Raw genomic sequence first — 16,228 nt, 5'->3', positions numbered from 1 at the left:
TTAAGAAAAATTGAAAATCCCTTTGTAGTTAATAGCACAAAGGGATTTTATTTTTAACGAAGTTTTTTTATTCTCTTTCTAGTGCATAAATTGGATCAAGTTTTGCTGCTCGTTTTGCTGGAACATAGCCAAAAATAATACCAATCATAGTTGAACAACTAAATGCAGCGATAATAGAAACGATAGAAAAACTCATGGCAAATGCGGTAACTAAATAATTAAAAATAAAACCGATCGCAAATGACAAAATAATCCCTAATGTACCACCAATTAAACAAACTAACACCGCCTCAATAAGAAATTGTTGCAAAATATCACTCGAACGAGCACCAACTGCCATACGAACACCAATTTCTCGCGTTCTTTCTGTTACTGATACCAGCATAATATTCATTACCCCAATACCACCAACAACAAGAGAAATTAAAGCAATAGTTGAGATCAGCAAAGTTAAAACCCAAGCTGATGAATTGACGGTTTCTCGGATACTATCGGAATTAAAAATAAAGAAATCTTTAGTTCCATGGCGTTGCAGCATAATTTTATTAATCGCTTGTTCCGCTATACTTAAATCAATATTATCATTTATTCGAACGGTAATACTTTTTAATGATGTTTGCCCTACCATACGATTTATCACTGTGGTGTAAGGTAACCAAATATTAAGACTTTCGTTATTACCAAATCCTTGCTGTTGTTTAGTGGCAACTCCGATGATTCTAACCGGTAATTGACCAACCATGAGAATTTTGCCTACTGGATTTTGATCGCTAAACAGCCTTTTAACGGTGTTCTCATCAATTACGGCTTCTTGAGCTGATGCGTTTACTGCCTCTTGATTAAAGGCTATTCCTTGACTAATGGTATAGCCTCGTACGGCAAAAAATTGTTCACCTACACCATTTACCGTTCCGGTTACGGCTAAATTATCTATTCGAAAATAGACGCTAGTGGAAAGATTTGGGGTCGTACTATGAACAAAGCTTTGTTGCGCAAGAAAATCAGCATCTGAGGAACGTAATGTCGTGATTTTATCTGCGTTACGATCACCAAAACCGCTACCAGCATAAATTTCTAAGGTACTTGTGCCTAACGAATTAATATTGGATAGTATTTTCTGTTTTGTTCCTTCGCCTAAAGCAACCATTGATACCACAGAGGCAATACCAATAATAATCCCAAGCATAGTCAAAAACGTTCGTAATCGTTGTGACAACATAGATAATATTGCCATTTTAAACGCATCACGAAAACGGTAATACTTAGCTGAAAAATTATCTTGAGTTTTGGTTATTTCGATTTGCTTAACTTGTCGATTAGCAACTTGATCAGGTGAGTAATTGGGATTAATTGAATCAGAAATAATATTACCATCACTAATTTCAATAATCCTCTCGGCACTTTGAGCAATGTTTGGATCATGAGTAACAATAATGACAGTATGACCTTGTTGGTGCAGCTCTCGTAAAATAGCCATGACTTCTAGACCACTTTTACGATCAAGCGCACCCGTTGGCTCATCAGCTAAGATAATTTGTCCGCCATTAATTAACGCGCGGCCAATACTGACTCGTTGTTGTTGTCCACCAGATAATTGATTAGGTTTATTATTTATTTTATCAGCGAGGCCTAAACGTGCTAATATGTTAGCTGCTCGGCCTTGCCGTTGTTCATTGGTAACGCCGGCATAGATTGCGGGTATTTCTACATTACCTTGTGCAGTTAATGCAGTTAATAAATGATAACGTTGAAAGATAAAACCAAAATGTTCACGACGTAACTCGGCTAATTCATCCGGTGATAATTGACTGGTGCTTCGCCCATTTATTGAATAAGTTCCTCTAGATGGCTTATCTAGACAGCCAAGAATATTCATTAATGTCGATTTACCTGAGCCAGAAGCACCAATAATTGCTACCATTTCACCAGCATTGATGGTTAAATTGATACCTTTAAGAACTTGTATTGTAGAATCTCCAGCAGGAAATTCGCGAATTATATTCTCGAGTTTTATTAATGGCGTATTGGTCATTTTAGAATCTTATCCTTGGTCCTTTACTATTTGGATTAAATGTTGCGCCATTTGCGCTACTAACAACGACAACTTCGCCTTCTTTCAAACCAGATTTAATTTCAACATTAATATTATTATTAATACCTAAATTAACCTCACGTTCTTCAATATTATTGGATTTATCAATCACATAAACAATGGCTTTATTATTGTCTATATTTTTTTGAATGGCTTGGGAAGGAATATTGAGTACATCTTTCGCTTCAGCTAAAACAATATACACTTGAGCCGTCATTGAAATTCGTAAAATATGATCAGGATTATCAACATCCAACAATCCATTATAGTAAATTGCACTTTTGGTGGTAGATGATGAGGTTGAAGTCGAACTTTCAGTATTAATTGAATCTGGTGCCGGTTCTATCGCTCTCAATGTTAATCCATCAAAACGCTTATTGGGTTGTCCCAAAATTGTGAAATAAACCGGCATACCTTTTTTAACACCAATAACGTCGGCTTCTGAAATTTGCGCTTCAATGGTCATTTTATCCAGTTGGGCCACTTTAACGATAGTCGGCGCACTTTGTACCGAGTTTACCGTTTGTCCCTGATCTACTGGAATGGCGACAATAACACCATCAATAGGCGACCGTATTTTGGTATAACCTAAATTGACTTTTGCTGTATCAACTGCCACTTGAGCACTAACAATATCAGCATCAAGGGCTGCAATATCGGCTTTAATCGCATCAAGATCGGCTTTTGCAGAATCTAAATCTGATTGGACACCAACTCCTTTTTTAACCAACTTTAATTGGCGTTCATAAGTTAATTGATAATTGACTAATTTAGCTCTCTTTGACGTTCGCTGTGCTTCTAGGCTATTAAGCGACGCTTCGGATTGTTTAAGATCATTGCTTTGCTTAAGATCATCAATCTCAGCAATCATATCACCTTGTTTAACTTCATCGCCAAGTTCAACATACAGTTTTTTAATTTGTCCAGAAACCTGCGCACCTACGCTAACTTGTTTAAAAGCACTTATAGTGCCATCAGCAAGAACTGTTTTCTCGACATTTCCTTTAGTTACTGGTGACGTAATATAATTAATAGCCTGCTGTGAAGGAAAAAAAATTAACTTTCCAATATAAAGCACAACTAAAATGGCAATCGAGCTAACGATATATTTGAATCTAAAGAATTTTGCCAATCTTTTCTTCCTTTCTTTTTTTGTTATTTTTTGAGCATTGTATCGCATTAATTAAATTTGCAATGATAACTAAAGATAATAAATTGTAATTTTTATGAAAATTTATTAATTATACAAAATACTAAAGATGTTTTTGAATTAATAGAAAAAAAATGATTATTCTAGTAATATGTAGCCGCGAAGCTTAATGTATACATATAATTAGATAAAAACTGTATTCTAAAAATTCCCTTTTTAAAGTGCATCTTAATTATTTACTGTATTGTTTTTAATCAATCTATTGGATAGATAATATTATGGTGTGGAGTTTAATAAATGTCATTTCAAAAACAACAATCCACTTTAGATAATGCCTTAACTTTGCTTGAAATAGTTAGCCATTATTCATCAGGCATTTCTTTAGCTGAAATTGTCAAATTAAGCAGAATGGCAAAAACAACAGTATTTAGAATTTTAGATACTCTCAAAAAAAGACAATATCTTAGTTATGATGCGAATACTGAAAAATATTCTTTAGATGTCAAAGCTTTTGAATTAGGTGTAAAGGGATTAATGAATATCTCTCTGGTCGGTATATCAATTCCTTTTTTAAAAAAATTGGCTTCAAAAATTAATGAAACGTGTTTTCTTGCCGTCTATCATGACGGAAGTGTTATTTATTTATATAAAGCAGAGGGAGAGCTTGCTGTTAAAACTAACTCACATATAGGAAGCCGGATGCCAGTTTATTGTACAGGACTTGGCAAATCATTATTAGCTTACCAACCATTAGTTGAAATTAATAAAGTGTTGAGCCGTCCCTTAGTTCAATTTACAGACAAAACCATTATCGATCGTGAAATGATTCACAACAGTTTAGCCAAAGTATGTATTGACGGTTATTCCATGGATGATGAAGAAGTGGAAGAAGGATTAACTTGTATTGCAGTTCCTATTTTCATAAAACAAAATAAAGTTGTTGGGGCAATTAGTGTTGCGGGGTCTTCTTTTAGAATTATACAGAAAAAAGAGCTAATTATTAATGAGTTAAAAAATATTTCATCATTAATTTCCATTGAACTAAAAGAGAAAAATTAATGTGATCGACATGTGGATTAATTGGTGGCTATTTTATAAAGGTTTAAAATTATGATTCAAAAAGAAGCAACATCAGCAATTGATAAGGCTATTTCTGTTTTAGATGTGATCAGTAATTGCGCTGCAGGTGTGACAATTAATGAAATCATTGAAGCAACCAAACTAAACAAAATTATTATTAAGAAGATATTAAAAACATTACTTGATCGAGAATATGTTTTTTTTGATGAAAAATCAGATAAATATACATTAGGGTTCAAATCACTTGAACTAGGTATATCAGGTTTAGTAAATGTTAATATTGTTGATGTTGTTATTCCATTTATCAAATCACTTTCAAATACAATAAATGAAACCTGTTTTTTAGGGGTCTATAATAGCGGTAATGTTGTCTATTTATATAAGAGTGAAGGGAATAATGCTATTCACACCAGCTCCAATTTAGGCCATATGCGCCCAGCATACTGTACCGGATTAGGTCGAATATTACTTTCACATCAATCTCAACAAGAGATCGATAGGGTATTGCTTTCTCCACTATTAAAACATACTAAAAACACCATAACAGATACCCAAAAGCTTTATGATATTTTAGATGAAGTTCGCCGAGAAAATATTGCTTATGATTGGGAAGAGGTTGAAGAAGGACTTATTTGCGTAGCATCAGGTATTTTTAATTACAGCAATGATGTCGTTGCAGCATTAAGTATTACTGGCCCAAGTCATCGGATGCAAAACCAAATGAAAAAATGCGCCTCTTTATTAAAAGAGACGACTAATTCAATTTCTTCCAGATTAGGATATATTGCAACCAAATAACCTGATTAGGTGGTTTTCATTTTATTGTTAAAACGTTTATCGTTTAAATTAAATTATTCATAGCTTCAGGAGGAATGATGGCTCCTCGATGTTGAATAACGGTTCCCGCTAAATCGTGACCTTTTTGGATCGCATCTTCAATTGTTCCACCTTTTAATCGAACGGATAAATAACCGGCACTAAATGAATCGCCGGCGGCGGTAGTATCAACGATTTTATCTTTAGTAATAATATTAGCTGGTACTTCTACACGTTCATTTAAGGTTTCGACTATACAGCTTTCACTTCCCCTTTTGATAATAATTTCAGAAACATTCAACTTTTTACTACGAATAATACTATCTTGATAGTGGGTATTGCCCCAAAGCATCTGCTCATCATCCTGAGTCAAAAATGCTATATCGGTATAAGAAAGAATTTTAGAATAAACATTTTGGGCATATTCCTGACTACGCCATAATCGAGGGCGATAGTTATTATCAAAAATCACTTTACCGCCATTGGCTTTAAATTTTTCCAATAATTCAATCAGTCTATCTATGCTGTATTCATCTAAAATGGCAATACTAATTCCACTTAAGTAAATATAATTAAATGTGGTTATTTCTTCACAGATCTGTTCAGTTTGTTCCGTTTTTAACCAAAACTTTGCCGCAGCATCATTACGCCAATAATAGAATGATCGCTCACCATTACTATCAGTCATAATGGCGTACAATCCCGGTATTTTATTATCTAATCGTTGAATAAGATTGGTTTTGATGTTCTCTTTTTGCCATTGTTCTAACATCTCTTGGCTAAATGGATCAATACCAAGCCCGGTGACATAATGAATAGCGGTTTGATCATTGGGAAATAAACGAGACAAATAAACAGAGGTGTTTAAAGTATCTCCACCAAAACTTCTAGTTGTTAAATTATCTTTAATTGAGAGTTCAATCATGCACTCTCCGATTACCGCGATATTTATACTCATCACTATTCCTTATCAGGTATTGTTGATAATCTAAATAACCAAATCAGGTGAAGTCATATGAACCTGTTTTAGTTATTGTTACAATTAGTTACAAGTCAATTTATAGCGACTTTAACAACCACTTTACGAATTTTTTCTGCTTTACCACCAACAATACACAGTGGTTTATGTACTTCTTTAGGATAAAAAATGACAAAATCCTTAGGTTGCATAACAAACATTGTTTCTTCTACTGGCGCTTTTACAAATGCAATATCCCCATTAATTAGTTTATCTTCAATTACCTCAGAATGAGGTGGAAGCGTAGATATTGCCATACCTTCTTGTCCAGACAATACAATTTGAATATCAATATATTTAGCATGATATTCATATTTACCTTCTTCTTGAGTTCTCGATAAGGTTTCTGAAACCATGTAAAAAACATCATCACCATCAATGGTATAACGTCCATTTTCTGTATTATCATTGACCTCTTTTTTTACTGTTTCTATTGCATGTTTGAGTTTATTTGGTAAGTAAGGGATTAACTCAAGATGTTCAATATTGCCAATAATCATAATGTCCTCCTAGACATCTTAATTATTGTTGTTAATCAATAATTAAGATAAAATTAATTTAAAAAAGCGACTATCTACCTAACCATCCACCATCAACAGCAATGGTAAAACCATTGATATAATCAGATGCACTAGAGGATAAGAATACTGCGGTACCTCCTAAATCCTCAGGATTTCCCCATCGTCCGGCTGGAATCCGCTCTAGAATTTGACGATTACGCGTTTCGTCATTCATCAATGCCGTATTCATTTCTGTAGCAATATAACCAGGGGCGATACAATTGATGGTAATCCCCTTAGATGCCCATTCATTGGATAGTGATTTTGAAAAACCAGCCACTGCCGATTTAGCAGCTGTATAAGCCGGGATGGTATAACCGCCTTGGAAAGCCAGTAAAGATGCAATATTGACTATTTTTCCGTAACCTCGCTCAATCATGTGTTTACCCACTTGTTGACACATAAAAAATACTGCATTCATATTAATATTAATGACGAGATCCCAATCATTTTTCGGAAAATCAACGGAAGGGTGACGACGCTGTATACCAGCATTATTGATTAAAATATCAATATGTTGATATTTTTTTATGATATCTGAAATAAGATTTTCATATTTATCAAAGTTAGCTAGGTCAAATATAATCGTTTCACAAGATACGTTATATTGTTTTATTGCTAACTCAGTTTGTTCATCACGAGCAACATCAATGATAATAATATTAGCGCCGGCATTAGCTAAGCTCATTGCTAGAGATTTACCTATTCCGCGAGAGGCTCCTGTCACTATGGCGTTTTTACCGGTTAAGTCAAAAGGGTTTTTATTTTTCATAATGGTATACCTTAAATTTATAATCTTATTAATCAGAAAATTTAAATATTGTTTTAATTACGTTTTCACCGGTTAAAGCATTAGCAAATCCTTGTTTTGCTTCCTCTGGAGGCAATATGGTGAGTAATTTTTTATATGGGAAATCTTGTTGTATGAATTGGATTGCAGTTTCAAAATCCCTTGCTTCATACACTCTAGTACCAATGATGTTGAGTTCTTTAAACTCAATGTCGAGTAATTTAAATTCTGTAGGTTTTTTATATGAACCAACAATTTCAATCGTACCTTGAACTCTGACTAAATCAGTTAATTGCAAAGCAACAGTTGGGTGCGCAGCACAGTCATAAACAATATCAGCACCGACTTGATTGGTTAATTTTAATACTGTATTTAATACATCATCTTTTTGCGGGTTGATCACCGTAAAACCGAGATCTTTAGCTAAATTAATGCGAAAATCATTGGTTTCAATAATAATCACTTGTTTGGCGCCGGCTAGTTTCAGAACACTTGCTACACAAAGGCCAATTGTGCCTGCACCAAACACAACAACGCTATCACCTATTTTAAAAGGTGTTCTTGCTACAGCGTGAATACCGACAGCTAATGGTTCAACAAATGCCCCCAAATCCATCGGAAAATCATTTGGTAAAACATGAATTTTACTTCTATCTACTTTCACATATTCAGCCATCCCCCCAGCGGTATCAATGCCATAAAGATTAAGTGTTTTACAGACATGACTATTACCTGATTCACAAGCAGAACATTTACCGCAAGAAATAAGTGGGCGTACACATACTTTAGTTCCAGTTGGTAATTGCTCATCGCCATTAACGACATAACCTGAAAATTCATGACCTAATACTAATGGTGCTTTGGCTCTAGGATGTACGCCTAAATAAATATTAAGATCTGAACCACAAATTCCCGCATGACTTACTTTTATTAATACTTCATTTTCATTAACTACCGGTTCAACGGTTTGCTCACAAACTACATCATTTGGACCTTTATAAATTATTGCTTTCATGTTTTATATCCTGTAATTGATAGATATTCTTATTTGTTTAAACAATAGAGTGGTTTTTCACCTTTTGCTAAGCGGATTGCTTCTTCAGCCGCTTTTCTTTTTAAATCTTGTTGAGATTGTTCTGAATACCAAGCTGCATGAGGCGTTGCAATGAAATTATCTAAGCTGAATAATTTTCTATCTGTTGGCGGTTCTTGCTTAAATACATCAAGCGCAGCACCAGCAATGGTATGATTTAATAATGCTTGATAAAGCGCTTCTTCATTTACAATGCCGCCTCTTGCGGTATTAACTAAATAGCAATTGCTTTTCATTTTTGAGAACGCTTTACTATCAATTAAGTTCTCGGTGCTCTTTGTTAATGGTAAATTAAGCGAAATAATATCTGAGTGGCTTAATAACTCGTCTAAACTAACAAAGTTGATATAATCTGGAAGTTGCTCTTTTTTAGCTAACGGGTCAAAACCAATAACTTTTAATCCAATGCCATGAAGTTTTTTGGCTAATGACAAGCCAATTCTTCCTAAACCAATAATGCCAGCAGTTTGTTCTTGTAATCGATAAATAGGAATAGCTTTTTCATATGCCCAAATATTGCTTTTTGTATCTTTTATCAATAATGGTAACTTTCTGGCTAAAGCCATAATAAGTGCCAAGGCGTGATCAGCAACTTCATTTGTTCCATAATCAGGAACATTACAAACCGCTACGTTATTTTTAGTTGCTGACTCAATATCAATGGTATTAACACCAACACCATAACGAACAACACCTTTTAAATTTTTTAAAGAACTCAGTACGTTATCGGAAATAGTCGCATATTGTAAAATCAATGCATCTGCATTGTGACAAGCTCGGATAATATCTTCGGGTTGTGTGACGTTTAAGATTTCAAAATCCACACCCTCTTTAGTAAAAGTCTTTTTTTCAATGTCCATGGATTCATGGTCACAATCTGTAATATAAATCTTCATTCGTTTACCTCTATTAAATGGAATATCATTCCGAAAGAATCATAATTAAGAATTTAAAAGAATGATATTTCATTTATTATTTATTGTGATCTGCGTCACATAAAATTTTAATCCATTATTAACATCATAAATATTAACTATTTGTTTATTTTATTTTTATTTATATATTTTATTGTTTGGTGTTTTTTTACTATTTTTTCTATCGCTATCCTTTATAAACAATATTCAATCTAGTTTGTTAATTTAGTCAATTTATCAATGAAAAAAATAATATTAAAAAATATAGGTTTGATTTTTAATTGGTGATATTTATCACAAAATTAAGAATCAAAATTGATTTTATTTTATTATTTTGTATATTCAAAAAAGGAATGGTATTCCGAATATATAATTTTGCTTAAAGTGTTTTTTATATAAGTTAAATTAATTTATTTAAATCATATTGTTAATTTTTAGGAATGTATAAATGAAAATAAAAAAGTTTATTGATAAAGTCCCAGGAGGATTAATGTTAATTCCTCTTTTTCTTGGCGCCTTATGTAATACGATTTTTCCTGGTGGAGGAAAATATTTAGGATCTTTTTCTAATGGTTTAATTTCAGGAACAGTGCCTATATTAGCCGTTTGGTTTTTTTGTATGGGAGCTTCTATTGAGCTTAAAGCAACCGGCATGATGTTGAGAAAATCAGGTGTATTAGTGGTAACTAAAATCGCGACCGCATGGTTTGTAGCCCTTATTGCTGGTACTTTTTGGACCAATGGTTATATGGTAGAAGGCGGAATATTTGCTGGTTTCTCAATTCTTGCCTTAGTTGCTTCAATGGATATGACTAATGGTGGTTTATATGCGGCTTTGATGAATCAGTATGGTTCAAAAGAAGAAGCCGGTGCTTTTGTATTAATGTCTTTAGAATCAGGCCCTTTGATGACAATGGTCATTTTGGGGACTTCTGGCGTTGCTTCATTTGAACCAAGATTATTTATTGGTGCCGTATTACCTTTTTTAATTGGTTTTATGCTTGGAAATTTAGACTCTGATCTTCGAAAATTATTTGGTAACGCGGTACAGACATTAATTCCGTTCTTTGCTTTTGCACTAGGTAATAGCATAAAACTACAGGTTATTTTTGAAACAGGTGTAGCCGGAATTTTATTAGGCTTATTAGTCATCGTTATTACCGGTATTCCACTTATCTTATCTGATAAATTTCTTGGTAAAGGAAATGGTACCGCAGGGGTTGCCGCCTCAAGTTCTGCGGGGGCCGCTGTGGCAACACCCTTATTGATTGCTGAGATGGTGCCTGAATTTGCTCCTGTTGCTTCTGCGGCAACGGCAATGGTTGCCACAAGTGTGATTGTTACATCAGTTGTTGTACCAATTATCACTTCAATTTGGGCAAAAAAATTCAATCCAAATTCAATTAAAAATGAAGAAGAGTTAGTTCTTTCAACAAAAAGTGAATAAACAAAAGTAATTAAGGAGAAATAGTATGAAAAAAATTTTAAGTTTTATGTTAATTATCGTGTTATCAATTGGCAGTAGTTATGCCGCTACTCCAAACCAAAGCACGGTAGAACAAGCTGTAGAAACTATGCGATTAGCCATGCTTAGTGCCGATAAAGCACAGTTAGAAAATGTTGCATTACCTTCATTAACTTATGGCCATTCTAGTGCTGTGATTGAGAATAAAGCAGAATTTGTTGATGCAATAGTCAGTGGACGTTCTGGTTTTACCACGCTAGAATTTCAAGACCAAACCATAACGACTGAAGGTGATACCGCCATTGTTAGACACGTTTTTTCTGCTGATACCAACAATAGTGGTAAAATCGGTAAAGTAAAAATTGGTGTGATGTTAGTCTTCAAAAAAGTTGATAGTGATTGGAAACTACTTGCACGTCAAGCCTATAAACTTCCACAATAATAAATATCAATGAGCGTTACGATCTATATTTGTTTGATTAGTAACGCTTATTTTGTTCAATTTTAGAACTTCAAAAACCCCGTTCCTCAAAATTTTTTGCAAAAATTTGGTCAATGCTCAATGTTAACGTAGATCCATATTAGGATTTATTCGCTATTGCGCTATAATGGCGCAAATTTTTTACTCGTTAAAGATATTAAGCAATGGCGTTAAAAATAACTGATAAGTGTATTAATTGTGATATGTGTGAACCAGAGTGTCCAAATGAGGCCATCTCGATGGGGTTTGATACATATGAAATTGATCCCAATAAATGCACAGAATGCGTAGGTTATTATGATCATTCAACTTGTCAACGCGTTTGTCCGATTCAAAATGCGATTATCGCTGATCCTGACCATGTCGAAAGCCAAGAAGAGTTATTGGAAAAATTTAAACAACTGTCTTCTTAGTATGTTGTTTTAACTTCTATACGTAACTCTTTAGGAATTTCAAAAGTAATATTTTCAGTAATACCTTCGGTTTCAATCATCGATGTACAACCTAGACTTTTTAGATGATCAATAACTTGTTTAACTAAAATATCTGGCGCAGATGCGCCAGCGGTTACGCCAATTGTTCTAACATTCTCTAACCATTCAAGGTTAATGTCAGATGCATAATCAATTAAGTAGGCATTTTTGCTGTTTCGCTGTGCAAGTTCAGCCAATCGGTTTGAGTTTGACGAATTTTTAGATCCAACAACTAAAACAATATCGGCTTGTGATGATAACTGTTTAACCGCCTGCTGACGATTGGTGGTAGCGTAACAGATGTCGTTTTTACGTGGACTACGAATATGGGGAAATCGATTTTTTAACGCTTCAATGATCTCTGCTGTATCATCAACCGATAAGGTGGTTTGTGTTGTAAAACAGAGATGATTGTCGTTTTTGACTTGTAATTTTTGTACATCCTCAATTGATTCAACTAAATAAATGCCACCTGCTGGGTTACTGTATTGCCCCATCGTACCATCAACTTCAATGTGGCCAGCATGGCCTATAAGAATAACTTCTTCACCTCGATAGCTTGCTCTGGCGACTTCCATATGAACTTTGGTTACTAAAGGGCATGTTGCATCGAATATGCGTAGTTGACGACGTTTTGCTTCATCACGAACGGCTTTAGATACGCCATGGGCAGAAAAAATAAGGATACTGTCGTCAGGTACTTCATTGATTTCTTCAATGAATATTGCGCCTAGCTCTTTTAAACGGTTAACCACGTAACGGTTATGCACAACCTCGTGGCGAACATAAACCGGAGAACCAAATAGTTCCAATGCACGTTCAACGATTGTAATAGCTCGATCAACGCCGGCACAAAAGCCGCGAGGATTAGCTAATATAATCTGCATGTTAGGTGGTCTTTTTTGCATAATTGCTTAGAATGAATAATCCAATACCTAAACAAATCGCACAATCAGCAATATTAAAAGTCGGATAATGCCAATCGCCAAAATTGACATCTAGAAAGTCGACAACAAAGCCATGATAAAGTCGGTCAAAAAGGTTTCCTAATGCACCACCTAAAATGAATGCTAATGAAACGTTTTCTAATTTTTGTTTATTGCGATATAGCAAATAAACAATTACCGTGCTGACAATAAAAGCAATTGCTGCCAATATCCAGCGTTGGCCTTCAAATATACTAAAAGCGGCACCAATATTACGGACATAAGTGATCGAGAAGAAGGGTAGTAAATTTACTGATTCAAAAAGGAAAAAGTTATTCACAATCCAAAATTTACTTGCGATATCTATAACAAAAACCACAACCGCTAATATTAACCAGTAAAGTCCGTTATCTTTTTTCATATAGTCTATGCTCATAATTATAATACCGCCGACAATCGTCGGCGGTAAATGTACTTAGTTAATTGCTATAAGATTATTTTTATAGCTCTTTTCTATACCTAACACTAACTGTTAGTGGTTAAGCAAAATGTCTTACTTCACCATTGCCATGAATATTTTCTTCACAGCGTTTACATAAGTGAGTGGTTGGATTGTTATCAACAGTATAATGCCAGCAGCGAGGGCATTTATCGCCTTGTGCTTTAGCAAGCTCAATTTTAAGACCTTGAATATCACTTTGTACTGCTTGTTGTGATGCATTGTCTAACGGTTTAACACTTGCTTGTGACGTCAATAATACAAAACGTAATTCGTTTTCTAATTTCGCAAGTGCTGTGGCAATTTCGATATTGGCATAAAGTGTAACTGCTGCTTCGAGCGAGCCACCAATGACTTTATCATTACGACCTTGCTCTAACACTTTGTTCACTTCACTACGAATAGTTAAAATTTGTGCCCAGTAAGCGCTATTTAGTGTTTCACTCTCAGACAGGCTAAATAGTGATGTGTACCATTCATCTTCAAACACAAATTCTGATTTTTCTGTTGCCGGTAGATATTGCCAAATTTCATCTGCAGTAAATGATAAAACAGGTGCAATCCAACGAACCATTGCTTGCGCAATATGGTATAACGCTGTTTGACAGCTATGACGGGCAATACTGTCACTTTTCGCCGTATATTGACGATCTTTGATAATATCTAAATAGAATGATCCCATTTCAATTGAGCAGAATTGCATTATGCGTTGTACCACTCTATGGAAATCGTAGTTTTCATAGGCTTGAATAATTTGTTCTTGTGCTTCTTTCGCCACGCTAACCGCCCAGCGATCGAGTACCACCATATCTTCAGGTTTAACCATATCTTTTACTGGATCGAAACCATTTAAGTTAGCCAATAAGAAACGCGCAGTATTACGGATACGACGATAGCTATCAGCTGCACGTTTGATGATTTCATCTGAATAGCTCATTTCACCTGAATAATCGGTTGAAGCAATCCATAATCGTAGAATATCGGCTCCTAATTTATTCATTACCTCTTGTGGTGTAACGATATTACCTAGCGATTTAGACATTTTACGACCTTGTCCATCGACCACAAAGCCATGTGTTAATACTTGTTTATATGGTGCTTTGTTATCAATTGCAGTTGATAACATTAACGAAGACATAAACCAACCCCGATGTTGATCTGAACCTTCTAAATACATATCCGCTTCATGTCCTTCAAACTCAGGACGTACGCCAACAACTGAGTAGAATGTTGAACCTGAATCAAACCATACATCTAGCGTGTCTGGTACTTTACGATAATCATCGGCATCGGGACCTAATAGATCTTTAATATCGGCATCCCACCATGCTTGAATACCATTTTTCTCAACTAATTTAGCGACTTTTTCGACTAATTGTAGTGTGTCTGGATGTAACTCTTCAGTTTCTTTGTGTACAAATAACGTCATTGGTACACCCCATGTACGTTGACGTGAAATACACCAATCAGGACGATTTGCCACCATGGTTTCAATTCGAGCTTGACCCCAATCAGGGATCCAACGAACTTGTTTAATCTCTTTTAATGATTGGGCACGTAAACCTTGTTTATCCATGCTGATAAACCATTGTGGTGTTGCACGGTAGATAACAGGTGTTTTATGTCGCCAACAGCACGGGTAACTATGTTCAATATTTTCAAAGTGTAATAGTGCATTGTGTTCTTTTAATAGCTCAATAACTACTTTATTGGCTTTAAAAACGAATAAACCATCTAAACCAGCGCCTGTTCCTGGTAAATAACAACCATTACCTCCAACTGGGTTGGCGACTTCAAGGCCATATTTTTGGCCAACGATAAAGTCTTCAGCACCGTGACCTGGAGCGGTATGAACAGCACCAGTACCCGCATCAACAGTAACGTGTTCACCAAGTACAATTGGCTCATCAAAATCGAGGAACGGATGTTTGAAACGTAATAATTCAAGCGCATCACCTTGGCAAGAACCTAAGATTTTCCAATCAGTGATATCAGCACGTTTCATAACTGATTCAACTAAATCAGCAGCTAAAATTAAGCACTCTTTATCGTTGATTTGGACTAATTGATATTCTACCGTTGCATTAAGTGCAATTCCTCGGCTAGCTGGTAATGTCCATGGTGTGGTGGTCCAGATAACCGCATAAATAGTTAAATCAGTATTAATCCCGAATTTGTTTGCTACTGCTTGATTGTCAGTTGCTTTAAATTTGACATCAATTGCCGGTGATGATTTATCATAATATTCAACTTCGGCTTCCGCTAAGGCTGACATACAGTCGGTACACCAATAAACTGGTTTAGCCCCTTTGATCAAATGACCATTTTCAATTACTCTACCTAAAGCCCGAATAATATTCGCTTCAGTATCATAGTTCATTGTACGATATGGATTTTGCCAATCGCCAAGTACACCCATACGAATAAAATCAGCTTTTTGTAGTTCAACTTGTGAAGCAGCGTAATCGCGGCAAATCTGGCGAAACTCGGCCGGTGTTACTTTTACGCCAGGTTTACCAACTTGTTCTTCAACTTTTTGCTCAATCGGCAAACCATGACAATCCCATCCTGGAATATACGGGGAGTCATAACCACTTAAACCTTTAGATTTAATGATAATATCTTTAATTATTTTATTAACGGCATGACCGATATGAAGTTTTCCGTTTGCATAAGGAGGTCCATCATGCAAAATAAAAGCCTTTTTGCCTTTTTTTACTTGACGGATTTTGCGATAAAGTTCTTTATCATACCAATTTTGCAACATCGCCGGTTCACGTTTAGCAAGATCGCCTCGCATAGGGAATCCGGTTTCCGGTAAATTCAATGTATTTTTATAGTCTGTCATGCTAATTTATTCCAGTTAATTTT

General features: G+C 35.1%; 15 protein-coding genes. 5 read left to right on the top strand and 10 right to left on the bottom strand.

Features of this window, described 5'->3' with window-relative positions; genetic code table 11:
• Positions 1–67: 67 nt before the first annotated feature.
• A complete protein-coding gene (locus AC5LXI_RS01180) occupies positions 68–2,032 on the bottom strand; it encodes a MacB family efflux pump subunit (RefSeq protein ID WP_493443169.1) in 1,965 nt (654 codons plus the stop codon).
• Position 2,033: 1 nt separating this feature from the next.
• Positions 2,034–3,224: an efflux RND transporter periplasmic adaptor subunit gene (locus AC5LXI_RS01175; RefSeq protein WP_493443168.1), complete on the bottom strand. Its 1,191-nt coding sequence runs from the start codon at positions 3,222–3,224 to the stop codon at positions 2,034–2,036.
• Positions 3,225–3,539: 315 nt separating this feature from the next.
• Between AC5LXI_RS01175 and AC5LXI_RS01170 the strand changes: the two genes are divergently transcribed.
• Together AC5LXI_RS01170 and AC5LXI_RS01165 are read left to right on the top strand one after the other, a co-directional pair.
• Positions 3,540–4,301, top strand: coding sequence for an IclR family transcriptional regulator (locus AC5LXI_RS01170; RefSeq protein WP_493443167.1), 762 nt, complete (start codon positions 3,540–3,542; stop codon positions 4,299–4,301).
• A 51-nt stretch (positions 4,302–4,352) separates the two neighbouring features.
• A complete protein-coding gene (locus AC5LXI_RS01165; RefSeq protein WP_493443166.1) occupies positions 4,353–5,120 on the top strand; it encodes an IclR family transcriptional regulator in 768 nt (255 codons plus the stop codon).
• A 43-nt stretch (positions 5,121–5,163) separates the two neighbouring features.
• Here AC5LXI_RS01165 and kdgK read toward each other — a convergent pair whose 3' ends face one another.
• From kdgK to AC5LXI_RS01140, 5 genes are all read right to left on the bottom strand, one after another.
• A complete protein-coding gene (kdgK, locus tag AC5LXI_RS01160; RefSeq protein WP_493443165.1) occupies positions 5,164–6,096 on the bottom strand; it encodes a 2-dehydro-3-deoxygluconokinase in 933 nt (310 codons plus the stop codon).
• A 95-nt stretch (positions 6,097–6,191) separates the two neighbouring features.
• The gene (locus AC5LXI_RS01155; RefSeq protein ID WP_493443164.1) at positions 6,192–6,656 is read right to left on the bottom strand and encodes a NanQ anomerase/TabA/YiaL family protein; all 465 of its coding nucleotides are present in this window, start codon (positions 6,654–6,656) and stop codon (positions 6,192–6,194) included.
• A 70-nt stretch (positions 6,657–6,726) separates the two neighbouring features.
• Positions 6,727–7,488 carry an SDR family oxidoreductase gene (locus AC5LXI_RS01150; RefSeq protein WP_493443163.1) on the bottom strand — a complete coding sequence of 254 codons (762 nt, stop codon included), beginning with the start codon at positions 7,486–7,488 and terminating at the stop codon, positions 6,727–6,729.
• 28 nt (positions 7,489–7,516) lie between these two features.
• Complete coding sequence (locus AC5LXI_RS01145) at positions 7,517–8,521, bottom strand: zinc-dependent alcohol dehydrogenase (RefSeq protein ID WP_493443162.1); 1,005 nt, start codon at positions 8,519–8,521, stop codon at positions 7,517–7,519.
• Positions 8,522–8,550: 29 nt separating this feature from the next.
• Positions 8,551–9,495, bottom strand: coding sequence for a C-terminal binding protein (locus AC5LXI_RS01140; protein ID WP_493443161.1), 945 nt, complete (start codon positions 9,493–9,495; stop codon positions 8,551–8,553).
• 466 nt (positions 9,496–9,961) lie between these two features.
• On the opposite strand from AC5LXI_RS01140, the gene kdgT reads away from it, so the two are divergent.
• From kdgT to AC5LXI_RS01125, 3 genes are all read left to right on the top strand, one after another.
• Positions 9,962–10,960: a 2-keto-3-deoxygluconate transporter gene (kdgT, locus tag AC5LXI_RS01135; protein ID WP_493443160.1), complete on the top strand. Its 999-nt coding sequence runs from the start codon at positions 9,962–9,964 to the stop codon at positions 10,958–10,960.
• Positions 10,961–10,985: 25 nt separating this feature from the next.
• Positions 10,986–11,420, top strand: coding sequence for a nuclear transport factor 2 family protein (locus tag AC5LXI_RS01130; protein ID WP_493443159.1), 435 nt, complete (start codon positions 10,986–10,988; stop codon positions 11,418–11,420).
• Positions 11,421–11,623: 203 nt separating this feature from the next.
• Positions 11,624–11,872: a YfhL family 4Fe-4S dicluster ferredoxin gene (locus AC5LXI_RS01125; RefSeq protein WP_493443158.1), complete on the top strand. Its 249-nt coding sequence runs from the start codon at positions 11,624–11,626 to the stop codon at positions 11,870–11,872.
• On the opposite strand, the gene ispH is transcribed toward AC5LXI_RS01125, so the two are convergent.
• The 3 genes from ispH to ileS form a co-directional block, all read right to left on the bottom strand.
• Positions 11,869–12,819 carry a 4-hydroxy-3-methylbut-2-enyl diphosphate reductase gene (gene ispH, locus AC5LXI_RS01120; protein ID WP_493443157.1) on the bottom strand — a complete coding sequence of 317 codons (951 nt, stop codon included), beginning with the start codon at positions 12,817–12,819 and terminating at the stop codon, positions 11,869–11,871. The genes AC5LXI_RS01125 and ispH overlap by 4 nt on opposite strands.
• 1 nt (position 12,820) lies before the next feature.
• Positions 12,821–13,279, bottom strand: a complete 459-nt coding sequence (gene lspA / locus AC5LXI_RS01115) for a signal peptidase II (protein WP_493443156.1) — start codon at positions 13,277–13,279, stop codon at positions 12,821–12,823.
• Between the two features lie 118 nt (positions 13,280–13,397).
• Positions 13,398–16,205: an isoleucine--tRNA ligase gene (gene ileS, locus AC5LXI_RS01110; protein WP_493443155.1), complete on the bottom strand. Its 2,808-nt coding sequence runs from the start codon at positions 16,203–16,205 to the stop codon at positions 13,398–13,400.
• Positions 16,206–16,228 lie beyond the last annotated feature (23 nt).

The sequence above is a fragment of the Gilliamella sp. LMG 34361 genome, assembly GCF_984569075.1.
The sequence above is the reverse complement of the archived record's forward strand: the minus strand, read 5'-3'. Positions and strand labels throughout refer to the sequence as shown.

Excerpts from the sequence above, each read along its gene's own strand:
- AC5LXI_RS01145 (WP_493443162.1), bottom strand. The coding sequence starts at position 8,521 with ATGAAAGCAATAATTTATAAAGGTCCAAATGATGTAGTTTGTGAGCAA.
- AC5LXI_RS01155 (WP_493443164.1), bottom strand. The coding sequence starts at position 6,656 with ATGATTATTGGCAATATTGAACATCTTGAGTTAATCCCTTACTTACCA.
- ispH (WP_493443157.1), bottom strand. The coding sequence starts at position 12,819 with ATGCAGATTATATTAGCTAATCCTCGCGGCTTTTGTGCCGGCGTTGAT.
- AC5LXI_RS01170 (WP_493443167.1), top strand. The coding sequence starts at position 3,540 with ATGTCATTTCAAAAACAACAATCCACTTTAGATAATGCCTTAACTTTG.
- AC5LXI_RS01130 (WP_493443159.1), top strand. The coding sequence starts at position 10,986 with ATGAAAAAAATTTTAAGTTTTATGTTAATTATCGTGTTATCAATTGGC.
- AC5LXI_RS01140 (WP_493443161.1), bottom strand. The coding sequence starts at position 9,495 with ATGAAGATTTATATTACAGATTGTGACCATGAATCCATGGACATTGAA.
- AC5LXI_RS01125 (WP_493443158.1), top strand. The coding sequence starts at position 11,624 with ATGGCGTTAAAAATAACTGATAAGTGTATTAATTGTGATATGTGTGAA.
- AC5LXI_RS01165 (WP_493443166.1), top strand. The coding sequence starts at position 4,353 with ATGATTCAAAAAGAAGCAACATCAGCAATTGATAAGGCTATTTCTGTT.
- AC5LXI_RS01150 (WP_493443163.1), bottom strand. The coding sequence starts at position 7,488 with ATGAAAAATAAAAACCCTTTTGACTTAACCGGTAAAAACGCCATAGTG.
- kdgK (WP_493443165.1), bottom strand. The coding sequence starts at position 6,096 with ATGAGTATAAATATCGCGGTAATCGGAGAGTGCATGATTGAACTCTCA.
- AC5LXI_RS01180 (WP_493443169.1), bottom strand. The coding sequence starts at position 2,032 with ATGACCAATACGCCATTAATAAAACTCGAGAATATAATTCGCGAATTT.
- lspA (WP_493443156.1), bottom strand. The coding sequence starts at position 13,279 with ATGAAAAAAGATAACGGACTTTACTGGTTAATATTAGCGGTTGTGGTT.
- kdgT (WP_493443160.1), top strand. The coding sequence starts at position 9,962 with ATGAAAATAAAAAAGTTTATTGATAAAGTCCCAGGAGGATTAATGTTA.
- ileS (WP_493443155.1), bottom strand. The coding sequence starts at position 16,205 with ATGACAGACTATAAAAATACATTGAATTTACCGGAAACCGGATTCCCT.